This is a genomic window from Clavibacter sp. VKM Ac-2873 (assembly GCF_015351075.1).
Classification (GTDB): Bacteria; Actinomycetota; Actinomycetes; order Actinomycetales; family Microbacteriaceae; genus Clavibacter.
In genome coordinates, this window is record NZ_JADKRS010000002.1 from 327384 (window position 1) to 344631 (window position 17248).

Sequence of the window (17248 nt, forward strand, 5' to 3'; positions counted from 1 at the left end):
AGTAGACACCTCGCTGTCGGGCGTCCTCACGCATCCATACGGTTTGCTCACGGCCCCGCGGGGAACCTCACGACACTCCTACGCGGCGGGTCGGGGGGGGCGGTCATGCACATCGGTGTGACGGCGATCAGCGCCGCGTGCTACCTTCGAGACATCAGACATCGCCCCCCTCTGAGCTTCGGCTCAAGGGGGCGATTTTCGTTGTGATGTATACATGTCAGCGTGGAGTACACGAAGGATTTCCGGGAGCGCGATGAGCTCCTGGAGCAGCTCATCGCCAGAGGCCTCGCGGTCCCCGACCGAAACGGTGCGCTCAAGTTCCTCACCCGCGTCGGGTACTTCCGTTCAGGTGCGTACCGATATGTCTTCAGATCCCTGTTGCCGCCCGATGAAGCTGACGCCAGTCTTCGCCAGTACCGGTCGGACGACTATCTCGAGGGAGCGAGCTTCTCGCACGTGATGAAGCTCGAGTCTTTTGATTCGAAGCTGGCTCGCGTGTGCCTGGAGGGGCTGTTCGACTTCGAGATCAGACTCCGTGCCGCAATTGCTCACACCTTGGCAGCCCGCGACGTCGCAGCGCACGTCCGGGAAGAGTGTCTCGATGAGACCGCGTGTCACCAGCGCAGCGGTGTCGAGACGAAGCTCGACGCCTGGTTGAAGACCTGTCAGGAGGCGATCTCCTCAGCAGCGGAGGATGAGGACTTCATCCGCCATCACCTGCTCAAGTACCCGGAGCAACCGGTTCCGATCTGGGCGCTAACCGAGGTCATCAGCTTCGGGAAGCTTCCGTTCCTCTTCGATCTCATGCGCATCGAGGACAGACGCACGGTCGCTCGGGAGTTCGGCTTCGTCCATCCCAAGCCCTTCGGCGCCGTGCTCCGGATGATGGTCGACTTCCGAAACACGTGCGCACATGGATCACGACTCTTCAACCGCGCCTTCAAGAGAGCCGTCTCCATTAAGCAGCATGAGACCCAGGGGGACCTCCTGGACCATCTGCTCGTCGACAACTACACACGCGCACCCAAGCCCAGTCAGCGGCTGTACATCTATGCCGCCGTTCTCGCGTTCATGTTGCGCTCCCACGTGGCGGAGGCGTCGTGGCACTCGTCCTTCGGCACCCAGGTCCGCAAGTTCGACATCGACCTGGCGGATCGTGACGGGAGCCGGCTCCTGGATCCCGACGTGAGCATGGGATTCCCGCAGGGGTGGGAGCAGCTGGCGTTGTGGAGACGGTGATCCACCTCGTCATCGATGAGGCTTGATCGCTTCGACTGACTTCAGTGAGAGGTCGCCGTCGGCACAGGCACTGTGTGGCGTCAGACGAGGTCGTCGAACACGCCCCAGCAGATCGCGCTGCGGGCGCGCTGGTCGTCGAGCACGGCGGCGCGGAGGTGCGCGGGGATCCGCTCGCGCTGCCAGGCGCGCTCGGCGTCGCGGGCGGCGTCCCGGTCTGCGGGCGGCACCGCGGCGCTCGCCGCCCGGATCGCGTACGCCGCAGCTCCGAGGTCGTGCGCCGCGACGTGGGCGACCGCCACGGCCTGCCCGGCCGCGAGCGCGGCGAAGCGGGCCGGATCCGGCAGTCCCTTGCCGGCCGCGTTGGCGCGGAACGCCTGCTGGTGCGCCTCCTTCATCGGCACCTCGCCGCGCACCCAGCCGCGCGCCACCTCGATCGTCGTGCGAAGGATCGGGTCGTCCGGCCGCTCCGCCTCGAACAGCGGCCGCACGTGCTCCGCGCACGCGACGGCCCACAGCGCGAGCAGCCGGTGGTCGTCGTCGGTCAGCGTGCCGCCGCGGCGCACGGTGATGAGGGCGGGGTCGCGCTCCTTCGGGAGGATGGGCATGCGCGCGTCCGCGGCGCGACGGTCAGCCGGCGACGGGCAGGTCGATCGTGCCCGCCCTCTTCACGGTGTCGCACCGGTCGTCCGGGTCGGCGAGGGACCACGAGAGATCGGCCGTGTCCTCGGCCAGGGCGGTGCCGTCCGCCGCCAGCGCAGTGAACGTGGCCTGCGCCGGGGTCGTCATGCCCCGCGCGATCGTCCATCGGCCGGGGCCCGACGGGGTGGCGGCGTACTCGGGGAGAGCGGCGTCCGGATCCGCCGACGGGCCCGACTGCTCGAGCGTCCCCGAGCACCCGTCCTCGTCGCACATGCGCACGAGCGCGACCTGCGCGACGGCCTGCTCGGATCCGGCGAGCTGCACGTCGACGACGTTCTGGTAGCCCACCTCGCCGCATCCGTACGCGGGGCTGCACGCGCTCAGGGAGACCGCGGCGAGCAGAGTGGCGGCGGCCAGGCCGAGGGCGCGGGACGCGCGTGCGGTGCGGGGCATGCCCGACCCTCTCACGGGGTCGGCAAGCGGCACCAGGCCGGCCAAGGGGAGATCACGCCGCCCACTCCGCCACCACGTCCGCGCCCACCTTCACGATGAGCACCGCGACCACCACGATGAACGCGATGCGGATGAAGCGGCTGCCGCGAGCGACCGCCATGCGGGATCCCGCGTAGCCGCCGACCATGTTCGCGACGCCCATGCCGAGCGCGAGCGCCCAGAGCACGTGGCCCTGGGGGATGAAGAAGGCGAGGGCGCCGAGGTTGGTCGCGACGTTGACGATCTTCGCCTTGGCGCTCGCGAGCACGAAGTCGTAGCCGAGCGCGGTGATGAGCGCGATGATCAGGAACGTGCCCGTGCCGGGTCCGATGAGGCCGTCGTAGAAGCCGATCACCACGCCGAGCAGCGCCGCGATGCCGTGGTGCTTCCGTCCCGTGTGGCGGAGCGCCGCCACGTCGCCGAGCCGCGGCCGGGCGATGGTCACGACGGCCACGATGATCAGCGCGACCACCACGAGCGGCTTGAACACCGACGCCGGAAGCAGCGCCGCGAGGCTCGCGCCGCCATAGGAGCCCACGAGCGCGACGGCCGCCATCGGGAGCGCGGTGCGGAGATCCGGGTGCGTGCGCCGGTACCAGGTGACCGCGCTCGTCGTCGTGCCGAACAGCGACGCGAGCTTGTTGGTCGCGAGCGCCTCCACGGGCGTGATCCCCGGCACGAGCAGCAGCGCCGGCAGCTGCAGGAGTCCGCCGCCGCCCACGACCGCGTCGATCCATCCGGCCGCGAGCGCCGCCAGGATCATGAGCAGCGCGACCGTGAGCGTGATCTCGCCGAGGGAGCCGCCGATGTCCATGCGCGCTCGCTACTCGGCGGCGGGGGAGGCGGAGCGCGCGTCCGCCGACTCGGCCGCGACCAGGCGGCGGATCTCCTCCGCGTCCACGTTCACGCCGAAGAGCGAGCGGCCGGGCTCCAGCACGCGGCCGGCGCTGAGCGGTCCGATGTCCACGGGGTCGAAGCCGAACGCGTCCACGAGGCCGGCGACCGTCGCGCGCGCCCGCTCGTCGTCGCCCGCGACCGCGATGCCCTTGCGGCCGGGCTCGCCGGCCGGCCGGGGTCCCTCGTCGAGGTCGTGATAGCCCATGTGGTTGAAGGCCTTGACGATCGTCGACTCCGGGAGGAAGTCCTGCACCAGCTCGCTCGTGGAGGAGGCGGGCTTGGCCAGGTCGTCGCGGTGGCCGTCGACCTCCCACCAGTAGTTCATGGCGTCGACCACGAGCTTCCCGGCGAGCGGGGCGACGGGGACGGAGGGCAGCTTGCCGAGGGGCAGCGCGAGGATCACGACGTCGGCGCGCGCGGCCGCGTCCGCCGAGGTGGTGGCGACCGCGCCGGGCGCGAGCACCTCGACGATGAGGGCGATGCGCGACGGATCGCCCGAGCCGGAGATGAGCACCGGGTGCCCGGCGGCGATCGCGCGGCGGGCGAGCACGGTGCCGACCTTGCCGGCGCCGAGGATCCCGATGGTCGGCAGCGCGCCGGGGCCGCATCCCGGCGTCCCCTCGTCGTCGCGGCGGGCGGGGGCGTCGGGGGACTGCGTCATGCCTCCATCATCCCCGCCGCGGGGCGCGCCGCCGCACGCCCGAGCCCGGCGGGCCAGCCGAGCCGCGCCGCTAGGGTGGCCGAGCGCCGACGCCCGTCGGCACGCGGCTCGCGCCCGGTGCGCCCCGCAGGACCGAGGGAGCGACATGCGCACGATCCGGTCCCGCGAGGATCCCCGTGGCTGACCGCGACCGCCACGCCGGCGCCGTGCTCGCGTTGGAGGGCGCCACGGGCGCCGGATCCGACCTGTGCGGCCCCCTCGTCTCCGCGCTCGGCGTGAGCGGCGCCGCGGTCTCGACCCTCGGGGATCCGATCGGCAGCGAGACCGTCTGCGCGTCGGACGACCGCGCGGCGCGGCTCGACGAGATCCAGCTCGACCTCGGCGAGGGCCCGTGCTGGGAGGCGCTGACCACGCGCCGGCCCGTGCTGGAGCCGGACGTGCAGGGATCCGACGCCGCCACCTGGCCGCTCGCCCGCCACGCCATGCGCGAGACGGGCCTCGGCGCCGTCTTCGCCTTCCCGCTCGTGGTCGCCGGGCTCCGCCTCGGCGCGGTGGACCTCTACTCCCGCACCGCCCGCGACATCTCCGACCGGGAGGTGGCCGACGCCACCGCCCTGTCCCGGATCGTCGCCCGCCAGGTCCTCCGCCGCGCGCTCCTGGCCGCCGAGGGCCCGCAGGAGGAGACTGGGACCTGGGATGGCCGGTACTCGCGCCGCGAGGTCCACCAGGCCACCGGGATGGTGGTCGCGCAGATGGGGATCCGGCCGGCCGACGCGCTCCTCGTCCTCCGCGGCCACGCCTTCGCCACCGGCCGATCCCTGCGCGATGTCGCCGAGGACGTCGTGGACCGGACGCTCGACTTCAGCCCCGACCGCTGATCCGCACCACCACCGCCACCCGCCCGATCGACCCAGAGGAACCACGACGATGCCGGAGACCCGGGAAGCGCAGCTCGTCCACACCTTCGTGAGCCTCGCCGACTCGCTCGTGAGCGGCTACGACGTGCTCGACCTGCTCCAGACGCTCGTCGACCAGGCGACCCTGCTGTTCGACGCGAGCGCGTCGGGCATCATCATCGGGCCGGACGCCCAGCACCTCGAGGTCGTCGCGTCCACGAGCGAGAAGAGCCGCCTGGTCGGGCTGATGCAGCTCGAGGTCGGCGAGGGCCCGTGCGTCGAGGCCGTGACGACCGGCCGCGTCGTGTCCGTCGCCGACGTGCGGGCGATCGCCCACCGGTGGCCGGCCTTCGCGGCGCAGGCGGCGGGCGCCGGGTACGTGTCGGTGCACGCGATCCCGCTGCGGCTGCGCGGGCAGGTCATCGGCTCGCTCAACCTCTTCCGCGAGCACGAGGGCGTGCTCAACGAGGCGGACGCGACGGCCGCGCAGGCGCTCGCGGACGTGGCGACCATCAGCGTGCTGCAGGAGCGGATCATCCACGACAGCAGCGTCGTGCACGACCAGCTCCGCCACGCGCTCGACAGCCGGGTGGTCATCGAGCAGGCCAAGGGCGTCATCGCGCACACCCTCGGCGTGGACATGGACGAGGCGTTCCGGCTCATCCGCCGCGAGGCCCGCAGCACGAGCACGCCGATGCCCGCCGTCGCGGCGGCCATCGTGGAGGGTCGCGTGACGCTCGAGGCGGCGCAGCCGTAGGAGCGGCGCCCCGCGTCAGGAGAGCGTGCCGTCGAGGATCCTCTCGAGCGTGTCGAGGCCCTCCCACACGTGGGCGTGGATGCCGGCCGCGCGGGCCGCGTCGACGTTGGCGGGCTTGTCGTCGACGAACACGATCCGCTCGGCCGGGCTGCCGAGGCGCTCGACGGCGTGCTGCCAGACGTCGGCATCGGGCTTGGCCATGCCGATCCGCGCGCTCACCAGCACCACCTCGAAGCGCCCGCCCCAGCCCGCGGGATCCTCGAGCACGTCGGCGAGCTCGTGCGGCGCGTTGGAGAGGATCGCGAGCGGGTGGCCGGCGGCGATGGCGCGGTCCAGGGCGGCGGTCGTCCGGTCGTCCGGGGATCCCCAGCGGCGCTGCTCGATCGCGACGAGCTCCGCGAGGTCGTCCTCGCCGGGCGCGGGCAGGCCGAGGTCGCGGGCGACGGCGTCCCAGAACTCCCGGGCGCTGCCGCCGCGGTCGTACGCCTCGCGGTGCGCGTCGAAGGCCGCGCGGACGCGGGCCTCCGCGTCCTCGCCACCCGGGGCATCGGGATCGAGCGCACGGCTGATCGCGCCGATGTCGTCCGGCCGCGTGATGAGCACCCCGCCGATGTCGAAGAGGAGCCAGGGGAGGGCGGGGTCGCGGTTCTCGGGCACGGGTCTCCTTCGGGACGAGCGGACGGGGATCCCTCGAGCATGCCCGGTGCGCGCCCGGGGCGCCCGCCGGGTCCACGGGTGTGCGGATCCCGTGAGGGTCGCGGCCCCGGCCGCACGGCTTCCGTGAGGGCCGGGTCCGGCCGCCGTCCGCGGGGGTAGACCTGTCTGCCATGACCCTCACCGCGATCCTCCCGTCGCTCCGCCGCAGCATCCCGGATCCGCTCGCCCCCGCCCTCTGGCCCGCCGGCACCGTCGCCACCACGACCGACCTGCGCGTCGGCGACGTGTCCCTCGTCGCGCTCGCCGCGGAGCGCGGCACCCCCTGCACGACCACGGCCGCCGCGGTCGAGCGGGGCAGCGGCGCACGCGCCTCGCGGACGGCGTCGGCCTCGGCGGTCGTGCTGCGGATCCTCGCCGTCGCCCCCGCGACCGCCGACTCCCCGCGCGCCCTCCTCGTGGACGCGGACGTCGCGGGCCTCGCCTGCGCATGGGCCGAGGCACGGCTCATCGGCCGGGCGTCCACCGCCGCGGCGCGGCCCGCGGAGGTCGGCGGCCAGGCCGTGCGCCTGCCCGCCGACCTCGCGGCCGGCGACCTCATCGCGGTGCCCGTGCCGGCCGCGGTGGAGGCGCGGGGGATCCGCGTGGTCGACGCGTCGATGCCCGTCACGCTCCCGCGCGCGGCCCGCATCGCCGCCGTCCCGGTGCGCATCGAGGCGCCCGTCGTCGTGCGGGCGCTGGCGCACGCGCGCTGATCCGCGGCCGCCCGCCCGTGCGGCCGCGGCGCCGCCCTGTACTACACTCGATCCCGGTGGCGTGTCCGAGCGGCCTAAGGAGCACGCCTCGAAAGCGTGTGTGGGGGAGACTCCACCGTGGGTTCAAATCCCACCGCCACCGCCAGACGGATCCGGCACCGCGCCTCGCGCGCAGCCGCGGATCCACGCGAAGGGCCCCGGGAGACCGGGGCCCTTCGTCGTGCGCGGGGCGGTCGCCGGGCGGACCCGCCTCAGCGCAGCACGCCCATCTCCCGCGCCGCCGCGACCGCGCCCGTCCGGGAGCTCACGCCGAGCTTCGAGAAGACGTGCACGAGGTGGGACTTCACGGTCGCGTCGGTGATGTGCAGGCGCGCGGCGACGTCGGTGTTGGAGGCGCCGTCGGCGACGAGCCGGAGCACCTCGATCTCGCGCGACGACAGGCTCACGCGCGGTGCGCGCATCCGGGCGAGCAGGCGGCTCGCGACCGCGGGCGCCAGCGCGCTCTCGCCGGCGGCGGCCGCGCGCACCGCCGCGAGCAGCTCGGCGGGCGGCGCGTCCTTGAGGAGGTAGCCGCTGGCGCCCGCCTCGACCGCGCTGAGGATGTCGCCGTCGCTGTCGTAGTTGGTGAGGATCAGCACGTAGGGCGCCGCCTCCGCCGCCCGGATCTGCCGGGTCGCGTCCGCGCCGGTGCGCTCCTGGCCGAACTGGAGGTCCATCAGCACGAGGTCGGGATCCTCGGACGCCGCCAGCGCGACGGCCTCGGCGGGCGTCGCCGCCTCCCCGATCACGTCGATGTCGTCGGCGGCGTCGAGCACGGCGTGCAGGCCGGCGCGGACCACGGGGTGGTCGTCGGCGATCACGATGCGGATCACGGCTGCTCCACCGCCAGGATCGCCGTGATGGTGGTGCCTCGGCCGGGCGCGCTGTCGACGGTGAGCGTGCCGCCGAGCTGCCCGACGCGTTGCGCCATCGCGCGGAGGCCGAACGAGTCGGACGCGCCGGCGTCCGCGGCCACCCGGGCCGGGTCGAAGCCCGCCCCGTCGTCGCGCACCGTGAGCGTCGCGTGGGTGGCCGTGACCGCGAGGCCGATCTCCACGACGCTCGCGTCGGCGTGCTGCGCGACGTTCGCGACGGCGCCCTGCGCGATGCGCAGCAGGGCCGTCTGCGCGTCCATCGGCAGCGGCGACTCGAGCGGCGGCACGGCGACGTCGATGCGGAGACCCTCGCGGCGCCACTGCGCGCTCAGCCGACCGAGCGCCGCGGCGAGCCCCGCGTCGAGCGACGGTGGCGCGAGCTCCCGGATGAACCGGCGCGTGTCGGCGAGCCCGTCGGCCGCGGTCGCCCGGGCCAGGCGGATGTGGTCGAGGCCCGGCCGATCCCCGTCCGCCGCCTCGGCCGCGTGCAGCAGCATCTGGATGCTGCTGAGGCCCTGCGCGACGGTGTCGTGGATCTCCCGGGCGAGCCGCGCGCGCTCCGTCAGCACCCCCTGCTCCCGCTCGGTGGCGGCGAGGAGGTCGCGCGTGGCGATGAGCTCCGCGAGGAGCGCCTCCCGCTCGGCGGACTCCCGCGCGAGCGCCCGGTAGCCGAGGCCGATGAGCAGGGCGACGCCCGCGCCGACGAGCGGGCCGATCACGCCGCCGATGGTGAAGCCGCCGTGCAGCCCGAGCGCCACCACGGCGACGAGCGTCGCGACGACCACGGCGATCGGCCCGGTTCCCCGCGGCAGCGCGTGCAGGTAGAGGAAGAAGAGCGGGAAGACGAGGTAGGCCGCGTCCGGCACCAGCACGAGGAGCGCGATCCACGCGGCGGTGAGCGCGGTGATCCACAGGGCGCCGACCGCGGCCCGGCGCGACTCGCGCACCAGCCGCACCCGGGCGCCGAGCAGGTACAGCACGGCGAACGCGGCGGCGAGCGCCAACGCGGGGCCCGTGCGCGGGGAGTCCGCGACGAGCACGCGCACCACCACGAGCGCGAGCAGCGCGGCGACGAGCACGTGCAGTCCTGTGCGGAGCCCCACGAACACGGGGGAGAGGGTGCTGTGGGCCATGTCCCCTGGAGCGTACGGCGGCGCGCGGGGGATCGGATCCATCGAAAGTGGGAAGCAGGGAGCGAACCTCTCCCCGATGGATGCGCGGAGCCCGACGGCGAGGCTGATCACGGCGGTGGGGAGGGACCCCGGCGCCGGAAGGATCCATCGTGTTCGTCGCCTGGCGTGATCTCCGATTCGCCCGGGGGAGGTTCGTGCTCATCGGCGCGGTCGTCGCCCTCATCACCCTGCTCGTGGGGTTCCTCGCGGGCCTGACCGGTGGGCTCGCCGCCCAGGACGTGTCGGCCGTGCTCGGCCTCCCCGGGGACCGGCTCGTGCTCGCGCAGCCGGACACCGGGCAGCCGTCGTTCGCCCAGTCGTCGCTCGACGAGGCCACGGTCGCCGCCTGGCGCGGCACCGCCGGGGTCACGGCCGTGACGCCCATCGGCATCGCGCAGGGCCGGGCGACCGTGCCGGGAGCGGATGGGGGAGCGGACGCGGATGCCGTCGGCGTCGCCCTCTTCGGGGTCCCGCATGGCGCGCCCGCCTCCACGGTCACCGACCTGGCTCCCTCCGCGGACGACGAGGTCGGGCTGTCGTCGGAGGCGGCCCACGCGCTGCACGCGGCCGTCGGCGACCGGATCACGATCGCGGGCGCCGCCTACGACGTCGCCTCGATCGGCGGCGACGCCTCCTACAGCCACACCCCCGTCGTCGCGCTCACGCCGGACGCGTGGGCGGACGCCGACGAGCGGCTCGGCGGCGACGGCGACGCGACCGTGCTCGCCGTCTCCGGATCCCCGGACTGGGCCGCCACCGCGAGCGCCACCCGCACCTCCGCGTCGCCCGCTCTCGCGAGCCTCGGCGCGCTCGAGACCTTCAAGTCGGAGATCGGGTCCCTCGCGCTCATGATCGCGATGCTCTTCGGCGTCTCCGCCCTCGTCGTCGGCGCGTTCTTCACCGTGTGGACCATGCAGCGCGCGGGCGACGTCGCCGTCCTGAAGGCGCTCGGCGCGTCCGACGCGTCCCTCGTCCGCGACGCGCTCGGCCAGGCGCTCGTCGTCCTGGTGCTGGGCATCGGCGTCGGGATGGCCGCGGTCGTCGGCCTCGGCACGCTCGCCGGCGGCGCCCTCCCGTTCCTCCTGAGCCCGCTCACCACCCTCCTGCCGGCCGCCGCCATGGCCGTCCTCGGGCTCGCCGGCGCCGCCGTCGCGCTCCGCACCGTCACCCACGCCGACCCCCTCACCGCACTCGGGAGCAACCGATGATCCACCTCGACGACGTCACCCTCACCTTCCCCGACGGGGACTCCCGCGTCACCGCGGTCGACCACGTCACCCTCACGGCGCCCGCGGGCGTGGTCACCGGGATCACCGGGCCCTCCGGATCCGGCAAGTCGTCGATCCTCGCGGTCGCCGCCACGCTCATCCGGCCCGATTCCGGCCGCGTGCTCATCGGCGACGTCGACGCCGCGACCCTCAGCAAGAAGGAGGCGACCGCGCTGCGGCGGGACGGCATCGGGATCGTGTTCCAGCAGTCGAACCTCGTGCCGTCGCTCACGGCCCGGGAGCAGCTGCTGGTGATGGCGGAGCTCGGCGGCGGCGGCGGCGGATCCGCCCGGCGTCGCGCCGTGCGTCGCCGCGCCGACGCCCTGCTGGACGCGGTGGGCCTCGCCGACCACGCCGGCAAGCGGCCCGCGCAGCTGTCCGGCGGGCAGCGGCAGCGCGTCGCGATCGCCCGCGCCCTCGTGAACGACCCGTCCGTCCTCCTCGTCGACGAGCCCACGAGCGCGCTCGACCAGGAGCGCGGCGCGGAGATCATGGACCTCATCGCCCAGCTCAGCCACCAGCAGGGCACCGCGACCCTGCTCGTCACCCACGACCTCGTGCACCGCGCCGCGCTCGACCGGCTGGTCCGCGTCGTGGACGGGCGGATCGCGGAGGTCGAGGAGCCGGACGCCGCGCGGGCGGCAGGGGCGGTCGGGGCCGCGCGCTGACCCGCGTGGGCGTCGCCGCGCGGGCGTGGCGCGGGGCGACGCACGGATCCCGCACAGCCGACCCGAGGATCCTCCTGCGCACGCATGCGGGACATCGCGGGCCGCCGTCCACCGCGCACCGCCATGATGGGCGCCTGGCCATCCTCCGAGCGAGGTGGCCACCCGCGCATCGAGATCGGAGCACCGCCATGTCCCACGACGTCGAGCCCACGCCGGGCGAGCCCGTGCCCGCCGCCCCGCACGCCGACCGCGCGGCCCAGCGCGGCGTCACCTCCGGCGTCCTGCTCGCGGCCGAGTGGTCGTGGCGCCTGCTCGTCATCGGCATCGCGGTGGCGGCGGCCGTGTGGATCCTCGTCGCGGTCAAGGAGGTGGTCATCCCGTTCCTCATCGGCCTCCTCGTCTGCGCGCTGCTCGAGCCGCTCGTGGGCGCGCTGCGGAAGCGCCGGTGGCCGGCCTGGGTCGCGATCACGTCGACGCTGCTCGGCACCGCGGTCGTCATCTCGGGGCTCGTGCTCCTGCTCATCACGCAGATCCGCACGGGCATCCCCACCCTGCAGCGGGAGGCGATGGAGCGGTTCGAGTCCGTCCGCGACCTGCTCGCGCAGCCGCCGTTCAACGTGGTGCCGTCCGACTACGACGCGCTGCTCGCCTCCGCGGGCAAGGCCCTCGAGAACAGCCGCGAGGCGCTCCTCACCGGTGCGCTCGACGCGGGGCTCGGCGTCGGGCACCTCGTCACGGGCGCGCTGCTCGCCTTCTTCACCATCGTCATCGTGCTCATCGACGGGCGCGGCATCTGGCGCTTCGTGGTGTCCGTCTTCCCCCGTCGCGCGCGCCCGGCGATCGACGGCGCGGGCCGCGCGGGCTGGGGCACGCTCTCCGCCTTCACGCGCGTGCAGATCTTCGTCGCGGCCGGCAACGCGGTCGGCATCGGCATCGCCGCGTGGCTCCTCGGGCTCCCGCTCGCCGTCCCCATCGCCGTCCTCGTCTTCCTCGCGTCGTTCATCCCGGTGGTCGGCGCCATCGTGTCGGGGGCGTTCGCGGTGGTCATCGCGCTCGTGTTCGTGGGGCCGCTGCAGGCGGTGATCATGCTGGTCGCCGTCGTCGGCGTGCACCTGCTCGAGTCGCACGTGCTGCAGCCGCTCGTGATGGGCGGGGCCGTGCACGTCCACCCGCTCGCCGTGGTGCTGTCCGTGGCCGCCGGCTCCTACGTCGGCGGCGTCGCCGGCGCCCTGTTCGCGGTGCCCCTCGTCGCCACCCTCAACGTGATGGTCCGGTACATCGCGGGCGGCAGCTGGAAGGCCACCACCCCCGCCGTAGGATCGTAGGGACGCACCTGCGGAGTCGACGGAGCCGCCCGCGCACGTATCTACGGGAGGACCCCACATGACCGAGGAGAACTACTCGAATCCGGATCGCAACCTCGGGATGGAGCTCGTCCGAGCCACCGAGGCCGCGGCCATCCGCTCCGCCCCCTTCATCGGCAAGGGCGACAAGAACGCCGCCGACGGCGCCGCGGTCGACGCGATGCGCAAGTTCCTCGGCACCGTCGCCTTCGACGGCCTCGTCGTCATCGGCGAGGGCGAGAAGGACGAGGCGCCGATGCTCTTCAACGGCGAGCACGTCGGCAACGGCTTCGGCCCCGCGTGCGACATCGCGGTGGATCCCATCGACGGCACGAGCCTCACCGCCGCCGGCCGCATGAACGCCCTCTCCGTCATCGCGGTGAGCGACCGCGGCAGCATGTTCGACCCGTCCGCGGTCTTCTACATGGACAAGCTCGTCACCGGCCCCGAGGGCCGCGGCGTCGTCGACCTCGACCGCCCCATCGGCGACAACATCCGCGCGCTCGCCGAGGCCAAGGGCCTCGCGGTCGAGGACATGCAGGTCGCGGTGCTCGACCGGCCGCGGCACGCCGACCTCATCGCGCAGATCCGCCAGGCCGGCGCATCCACCCGCCTCCTGCTCGACGGCGACGTCGCCGGCGGCATCAACGCGGCCCGCCCCGACTCGCGCATCGACATGTGCGTCGGCATCGGCGGCACCCCCGAGGGCATCATCACGGCGTGCGCGATCAAGGCGCTCGGCGGCGTGCTCCTCTCGCGCCTCGCGCCCAAGGACGACGCCGAGCGGCAGCGGGCGGTCGACGCGGGCCACGACCTCGACCGGATCCTCGACCAGGACGACCTCGTCACGGGCGACAACGCGTACTTCGTCGCCACCGGCGTCACCGACGGCGCGCTCGTCGCGGGCGTCACCCGGCACCGCGGCATGATCCGCACCTCGAGCATCGTGCTCCGCTCGCACTCGGGCACCATCCGCCGCGTCGAGGCCGACCACCTCGTCTCCAAGTGGTACAGCCCCGCCAGCTGACCCGATCCGAGCCGTCCCCGCCGAGCCGACCCGCCATGACCCGCACCCGCCGCAGCCTGCTGTCCCGCCTGGTCCCGCCCGTGATCGCGGTCGTCGGCGGGCAGGGCGAGTTCGCGTCTCCCGCGCGCACGATGGGCGGCGCGCATCGGCGCGTGGTCCGGCCGCGGGGCTTCGCGCCGCCGCCGCTGCTCCGCGGGGTGCGGGTGACCGCCCGGATCCAGGGCGGCTGGCGCGTCTACGAGGTGGTCCCCACGGGTCCCGCCTCGCGGCGTCGCGCGCTCTACGCGCACGGCGGCGGCTGGACCCACGAGATCAGCCCGTTCCACTGGTGGCTCGTCGCGGGGCTCGCCCGGCGCACGGGCACGACCTTCACCGTGCCCATCTACCCGCTCGTCCCGTCGGCCACGGCCGCCGAGGTCGTCGAGCGCACGGCGGACCTCGCGGAGCAGCTCGTGACCGAGGTGGGCCCGGGCGACGTCACGCTGATGGGCGACTCGGCCGGCGGGCAGATCGCGCTGTCCACCGCGATGGCCCTCCGTGACCGGGGCGTGCCCGCGCCGCGCGACGTGGTGCTGCTGTCGCCCGCGCTCGACCTGTCCTTCACGGATCCGCTCATCGCCCGCATCCAGCCGACCGATCCCTGGCTCGCGGTCGACGGCATGCGCGCCGCCGTCGAGTCGTGGCGCGGCGACCTGCCGCTGGAGGACCCGCGGGTCAGCCCCCTGCACGGGTCGCTCGCGGGGCTCGGTCGCGTGACGGTCTTCTCGGGCACGCACGACATCCTCTTCGCCGACGCGCGCGCCTTCGCGCGGAAGGCGGACGCGGTCGGGCATCCCGTGCGGATCCACGTCGAGCCGAACCTCCTGCACGTGTACGCGCTCATGCCCATCCCCGAGGGCGCCCGCGCGCGCGACGCGATGGTGGAGCTCCTCCTCGCCTGACGCGGGGCATCGGCCTAGCGTGGGGAGTGGGCGCCCACCGCGCTCCCGGACGAGGGATCAGTACCCGGAACGCGACAAGACTGGCCGCAGGGAGCAGCCATGTCGTGGATCGTCCTCATCGTGTCCGGGGTGCTCGAGGCCGTCTGGGCCACGGCCCTCGGCAGGTCCGCCGGCTTCACGAAGGCCGGGCCGACGCTCGTGTTCGCCGTCGCCGTCGTGCTGAGCATGGTCGGGCTCGCGTACGCGATGCGCGAGATCAGCACGGGCACCGCGTACGCCGTGTGGGTCGGCATCGGCGCGGCGCTCACCGTGACCTACGCGATCGTCACCGGATCCGAGCCGGCGAGCGTCGTGAAGGTCCTGCTGCTGCTCGGCCTGGTCGGCTGCGTGGTGGGCCTCAAGGTGGTCGACTCCGGGCACTGAGCGACGCCAGGCGCATCGACGGCCCCCTCGTCGCGACGGAGCGGCGACGCGCCCGCACGCCCACGCGCGGACGCCCGCGCTCGAGAGCGCGGGCGTCCGGTCATGCGGTCGTGCGGTCGAGCGGCACGGTCAGTGGCGTCGGCGGCGGGTCCGCACGGCGATGACCGCGACGATGCCGGCCGCGAGGGCCGCTGCGCCCAGGGCGAGCTCGATGACGAGGCGCGCCCCGTCGCCACCGGTGCGGGGGAGGTGACCCGAGGGCGGCGGCACGTCGCCGGGCGGGGTGCTGGACGTCGGCACGCCGGAGGTGGGCGACGGCGTCGGCGTGGATCCGCCGGTCGAGCCGCCGGTGCCGCCGCCGGTGGATCCGCCGGGCGGGGTGGGCGACGGCGCCGGCGTCGACGAGGGCGCCGGTGTCGGGGTGACGACCGGGGTGGTGCCGGAGCCGATGGGCGACGTGGTGGTGCCGCAGGTGGAGGAGATGAACGCGTCGTCGTCGAGGGTGACCGAGCCGTTGCGGGCGAGCGCGCGCCCGTCGACCGTGGCACCCGTGCCGACCGAGACGCTCGTGAGCGCGAGGATCGTGCCCGCGAAGCCGGAGTTCGTGCCGAGCGACGCGGAGCTCGAGACCTGCCAGAACACGTTGCAGGCCTGGGCGCCGTTGACGAGCGACACCCGGCTGCCGGAGCCGGTGGTGAGCGACGACGGGGCCTGGATGACGAAGACGGCCGACGGGTCGCCCTGCGCGTCGAGCGTGACCGTGCCGGTGAGGCCGAGCGGGCCGGCCGCCGTGTACACGCCGGGGGTGAGGGTGGATCCGACGAGGTCGGCGGGCACGGCGGCGGTGGTGGGCCGGCCCGCCGCGTCGTCGTATGCGGTGGTGAGGTCGGACTGCGCCTGGCCGGCCGCGGCGTCGGCCGCGTGCGTGGCGCCGCCGACGACGCCGGGCGGGAAGCCCGTGACGGCGGCGGACGGGCTGGTGCCGAGATCCGCCGAGAGGGTGGTGGGGCCGGTGTTCGTGACGCCCTGGCCGGCGAGCACCGAGTACGTCGCGGCGGTGCCGAGGCCCACGGTGGCGGTGGCGGCGAAGGCGCTCGCCGGGGCGAGGAGGGCGGCGCCGAGGCCGGAGGCGGCGACGGCCGCGACGGCCAACGAGGCGATGGCGAGGGATCCTGACCGGGTCCGACGGGATGAGGACGTGCAGGCGTGGCGCGACTGGTGCATGGACAGCTCTCGTCGAAAGGGTTGGCGGGCGGAACCGCGACCGTACCGAGGTGCGGTCATCGCGCGTGCGCCGATTCCACAGGCGGTTACGGTGTGGGGGTGACCCGCCTGGCCGACGAGATCCCCGCCCGCGATGAGCTGCTCGACCTGTACGGATCCGTCGGCTGGAGCGTCTACACGCGCGACCCCGAGCGGCTCGAGCGGGCGCTCGCCGGATCCGCCCTCGTCGCGACCGCGCGCGACGCCGGGGGCCGGCTCGTCGGGCTCGTGCGCACCGTGGGCGACGGGGTGTCGATCTGCTACGTGCAGGACCTCCTCGTGCGGCCCGAGCGCCAGCGCGCCGGGATCGGCCGTGCGCTCCTCGAGCACGTCCGCGCGGGCCAGCCGGCCGGCGTCCTCCTCGTGCTCACCACCGACGCGGGCGGCACCGAGGACGGCGACCGGTCGCACCCCTTCTACCGCTCGCTCGGCTTCGCGCCGCACGGCGAGGAGGGGCTCGCGGCGTTCTCGCTGCGGGTGTGACGCCGGCGCTCCCGGGCCGCGTCGTCAGCGGGGGAGCGCGCTCGCGCTCTGCGGGTCCTCGATGAGCGCCGCGGCGCCGTCGCGGTCGAGGCTGCCCGGGAAGTTGAGGTGCGTGAAGCGGCCGTCGGGGTCGTAGGACGCGGTGGGCGCCGCGATGCGGGACCCGCGCACCGCGGCCAGGAGCGCCGCCGTCCGCTCGGGCGAGAGCGCGTCGGTCGCGCCGATCGCGAGCACGACGCGGAACCGGGCGCCGTCGGCGAGGTCGAGCCGGATCACGAGGGGATCCCGCCGCGGGTGCTTCCGCGGCGCGTCGTACCGCGACTCCCGCGGGACCGGCGCGGTCTCGATGCGGGCGCCGATGAGGTCGGCGAACGGACGCTCCGTCCCGCGGAGGCGCAGGACACCGCGAGCGGCGTCGACGTCGAGCCCCGGCGTGAGGCGCGTGATGGCGAGGAGGAGGACCGCCCCGCCGGCGGCGACGCCGAGCCCGACGGTCGCCGCGACGGTGAGCCAGCCGCCGCCGACGGCGTCCTCCACCTGGCGGCCGAGGTAGCCGAGGGGGTTCGCGCCCAGCCACGCGATGAGGGCGAACCACAGCCCGCCCAAGAGCAGGCGTTGCCGGAAGCTGGGCGCCGGGATCCGCACCCACGCGACGCCGACCATGCTCCGACCCTACGGGCGCGGATCCGGCGGGACGGCCCGGCAGGCACCCATCCGCGCCCCCAGAACGAGGCGCGCGCAATCCGTCCGACCCGG

The 17248-nt window shown here is 74.6% G+C and carries 20 protein-coding genes, 1 tRNA gene and 1 riboswitch; of the genes, 12 read left to right on the forward strand and 9 right to left on the reverse strand.

The window, feature by feature from the left end:
• The first annotated feature begins 222 nt into the window (after positions 1–222).
• On the forward strand, positions 223–1239 hold the full coding sequence (locus tag ITJ44_RS08835) for an Abi family protein (RefSeq protein WP_194634665.1): 1017 nt from the start codon (positions 223–225) through the stop codon (positions 1237–1239).
• 80 nt (positions 1240–1319) lie between these two features.
• Here the strand turns inward: ITJ44_RS08835 and ITJ44_RS08840 are convergent, their stop codons facing one another.
• The 4 genes from ITJ44_RS08840 to ITJ44_RS08855 are packed head-to-tail and all read right to left on the reverse strand — an operon-like array spanning position 1320 to position 3928.
• Positions 1320–1844: a putative immunity protein gene (locus tag ITJ44_RS08840; protein ID WP_194634667.1), complete on the reverse strand. Its 525-nt coding sequence runs from the start codon at positions 1842–1844 to the stop codon at positions 1320–1322.
• 22 nt (positions 1845–1866) lie between these two features.
• A complete protein-coding gene (locus ITJ44_RS08845; RefSeq protein ID WP_194634669.1) occupies positions 1867–2331 on the reverse strand; it encodes a hypothetical protein in 465 nt (154 codons plus the stop codon).
• Positions 2332–2383: 52 nt separating this feature from the next.
• A complete protein-coding gene (locus tag ITJ44_RS08850) occupies positions 2384–3184 on the reverse strand; it encodes a TSUP family transporter (protein WP_194634671.1) in 801 nt (266 codons plus the stop codon).
• A gap of 9 nt (positions 3185–3193) precedes the next feature.
• Positions 3194–3928 (reverse strand): NADPH-dependent F420 reductase, encoded by a 735-nt coding sequence (locus ITJ44_RS08855; protein WP_228494853.1) that lies wholly within the window; start codon positions 3926–3928, stop codon positions 3194–3196.
• Positions 3929–4104: 176 nt separating this feature from the next.
• Here ITJ44_RS08855 and ITJ44_RS08860 point away from each other — a divergent pair, with 176 nt between their 5' ends.
• Both ITJ44_RS08860 and ITJ44_RS08865 read left to right on the forward strand, forming a co-directional pair.
• Positions 4105–4806, forward strand: coding sequence for a GAF and ANTAR domain-containing protein (locus ITJ44_RS08860; RefSeq protein WP_194634673.1), 702 nt, complete (start codon positions 4105–4107; stop codon positions 4804–4806).
• 49 nt (positions 4807–4855) lie between these two features.
• Complete coding sequence (locus ITJ44_RS08865; protein ID WP_194634676.1) at positions 4856–5581, forward strand: GAF and ANTAR domain-containing protein; 726 nt, start codon at positions 4856–4858, stop codon at positions 5579–5581.
• Positions 5582–5596: 15 nt separating this feature from the next.
• Here ITJ44_RS08865 and ITJ44_RS15885 read toward each other — a convergent pair whose 3' ends face one another.
• The gene (locus ITJ44_RS15885; protein ID WP_194634678.1) at positions 5597–6238 is read right to left on the reverse strand and encodes an HAD family phosphatase; all 642 of its coding nucleotides are present in this window, start codon (positions 6236–6238) and stop codon (positions 5597–5599) included.
• A gap of 170 nt (positions 6239–6408) precedes the next feature.
• Between ITJ44_RS15885 and ITJ44_RS08875 the strand changes: the two genes are divergently transcribed.
• A complete protein-coding gene (locus tag ITJ44_RS08875) occupies positions 6409–6990 on the forward strand; it encodes a hypothetical protein (RefSeq protein ID WP_194634680.1) in 582 nt (193 codons plus the stop codon).
• 55 nt (positions 6991–7045) lie between these two features.
• Positions 7046–7135, forward strand: a tRNA-Ser gene (locus ITJ44_RS08880).
• A 106-nt stretch (positions 7136–7241) separates the two neighbouring features.
• On the opposite strand, the gene ITJ44_RS08885 is transcribed toward ITJ44_RS08880, so the two are convergent.
• Together ITJ44_RS08885 and ITJ44_RS08890 are read right to left on the reverse strand one after the other, a co-directional pair.
• Positions 7242–7862 (reverse strand): response regulator transcription factor, encoded by a 621-nt coding sequence (locus ITJ44_RS08885; RefSeq protein WP_194634682.1) that lies wholly within the window; start codon positions 7860–7862, stop codon positions 7242–7244.
• Positions 7859–9037 (reverse strand): sensor histidine kinase, encoded by a 1179-nt coding sequence (locus ITJ44_RS08890; RefSeq protein ID WP_194634684.1) that lies wholly within the window; start codon positions 9035–9037, stop codon positions 7859–7861. Before ITJ44_RS08890 ends, ITJ44_RS08885 begins: the two co-directional genes overlap by 4 nt.
• A gap of 149 nt (positions 9038–9186) precedes the next feature.
• On the opposite strand from ITJ44_RS08890, the gene ITJ44_RS08895 reads away from it, so the two are divergent.
• The 6 genes from ITJ44_RS08895 (at position 9187) to ITJ44_RS08920 (ending at position 14746) form a co-directional block, all read left to right on the forward strand.
• A complete protein-coding gene (locus tag ITJ44_RS08895) occupies positions 9187–10284 on the forward strand; it encodes an ABC transporter permease (RefSeq protein WP_194634686.1) in 1098 nt (365 codons plus the stop codon).
• On the forward strand, positions 10281–11012 hold the full coding sequence (locus ITJ44_RS08900; RefSeq protein ID WP_194634688.1) for an ABC transporter ATP-binding protein: 732 nt from the start codon (positions 10281–10283) through the stop codon (positions 11010–11012). The genes ITJ44_RS08895 and ITJ44_RS08900 overlap by 4 nt, the downstream gene beginning before the upstream one ends.
• A 188-nt stretch (positions 11013–11200) precedes the next feature.
• Positions 11201–12337, forward strand: coding sequence for an AI-2E family transporter (locus ITJ44_RS08905; protein ID WP_194634690.1), 1137 nt, complete (start codon positions 11201–11203; stop codon positions 12335–12337).
• Between the two features lie 58 nt (positions 12338–12395).
• Positions 12396–13382 carry a class II fructose-bisphosphatase gene (gene glpX / locus ITJ44_RS08910; RefSeq protein WP_194634692.1) on the forward strand — a complete coding sequence of 329 codons (987 nt, stop codon included), beginning with the start codon at positions 12396–12398 and terminating at the stop codon, positions 13380–13382.
• A gap of 35 nt (positions 13383–13417) precedes the next feature.
• Complete coding sequence (locus tag ITJ44_RS08915) at positions 13418–14323, forward strand: alpha/beta hydrolase fold domain-containing protein (RefSeq protein ID WP_194634694.1); 906 nt, start codon at positions 13418–13420, stop codon at positions 14321–14323.
• A 25-nt stretch (positions 14324–14348) separates the two neighbouring features.
• Positions 14349–14412: riboswitch (guanidine-III (ykkC-III) riboswitch) on the forward strand.
• A 10-nt stretch (positions 14413–14422) separates the two neighbouring features.
• Positions 14423–14746, forward strand: a complete 324-nt coding sequence (locus tag ITJ44_RS08920; RefSeq protein ID WP_194634696.1) for a multidrug efflux SMR transporter — start codon at positions 14423–14425, stop codon at positions 14744–14746.
• A gap of 129 nt (positions 14747–14875) precedes the next feature.
• Here the strand turns inward: ITJ44_RS08920 and ITJ44_RS08925 are convergent, their stop codons facing one another.
• Positions 14876–15970, reverse strand: a complete 1095-nt coding sequence (locus tag ITJ44_RS08925; RefSeq protein WP_194634698.1) for an ice-binding family protein — start codon at positions 15968–15970, stop codon at positions 14876–14878.
• 99 nt (positions 15971–16069) lie between these two features.
• Here ITJ44_RS08925 and ITJ44_RS08930 point away from each other — a divergent pair, with 99 nt between their 5' ends.
• Positions 16070–16492: a GNAT family N-acetyltransferase gene (locus ITJ44_RS08930; protein WP_194634700.1), complete on the forward strand. Its 423-nt coding sequence runs from the start codon at positions 16070–16072 to the stop codon at positions 16490–16492.
• Between the two features lie 24 nt (positions 16493–16516).
• Here ITJ44_RS08930 and ITJ44_RS08935 read toward each other — a convergent pair whose 3' ends face one another.
• A complete protein-coding gene (locus ITJ44_RS08935; RefSeq protein ID WP_228494854.1) occupies positions 16517–17155 on the reverse strand; it encodes a hypothetical protein in 639 nt (212 codons plus the stop codon).
• Between the last annotated feature and the right edge of the window lie 93 nt (positions 17156–17248).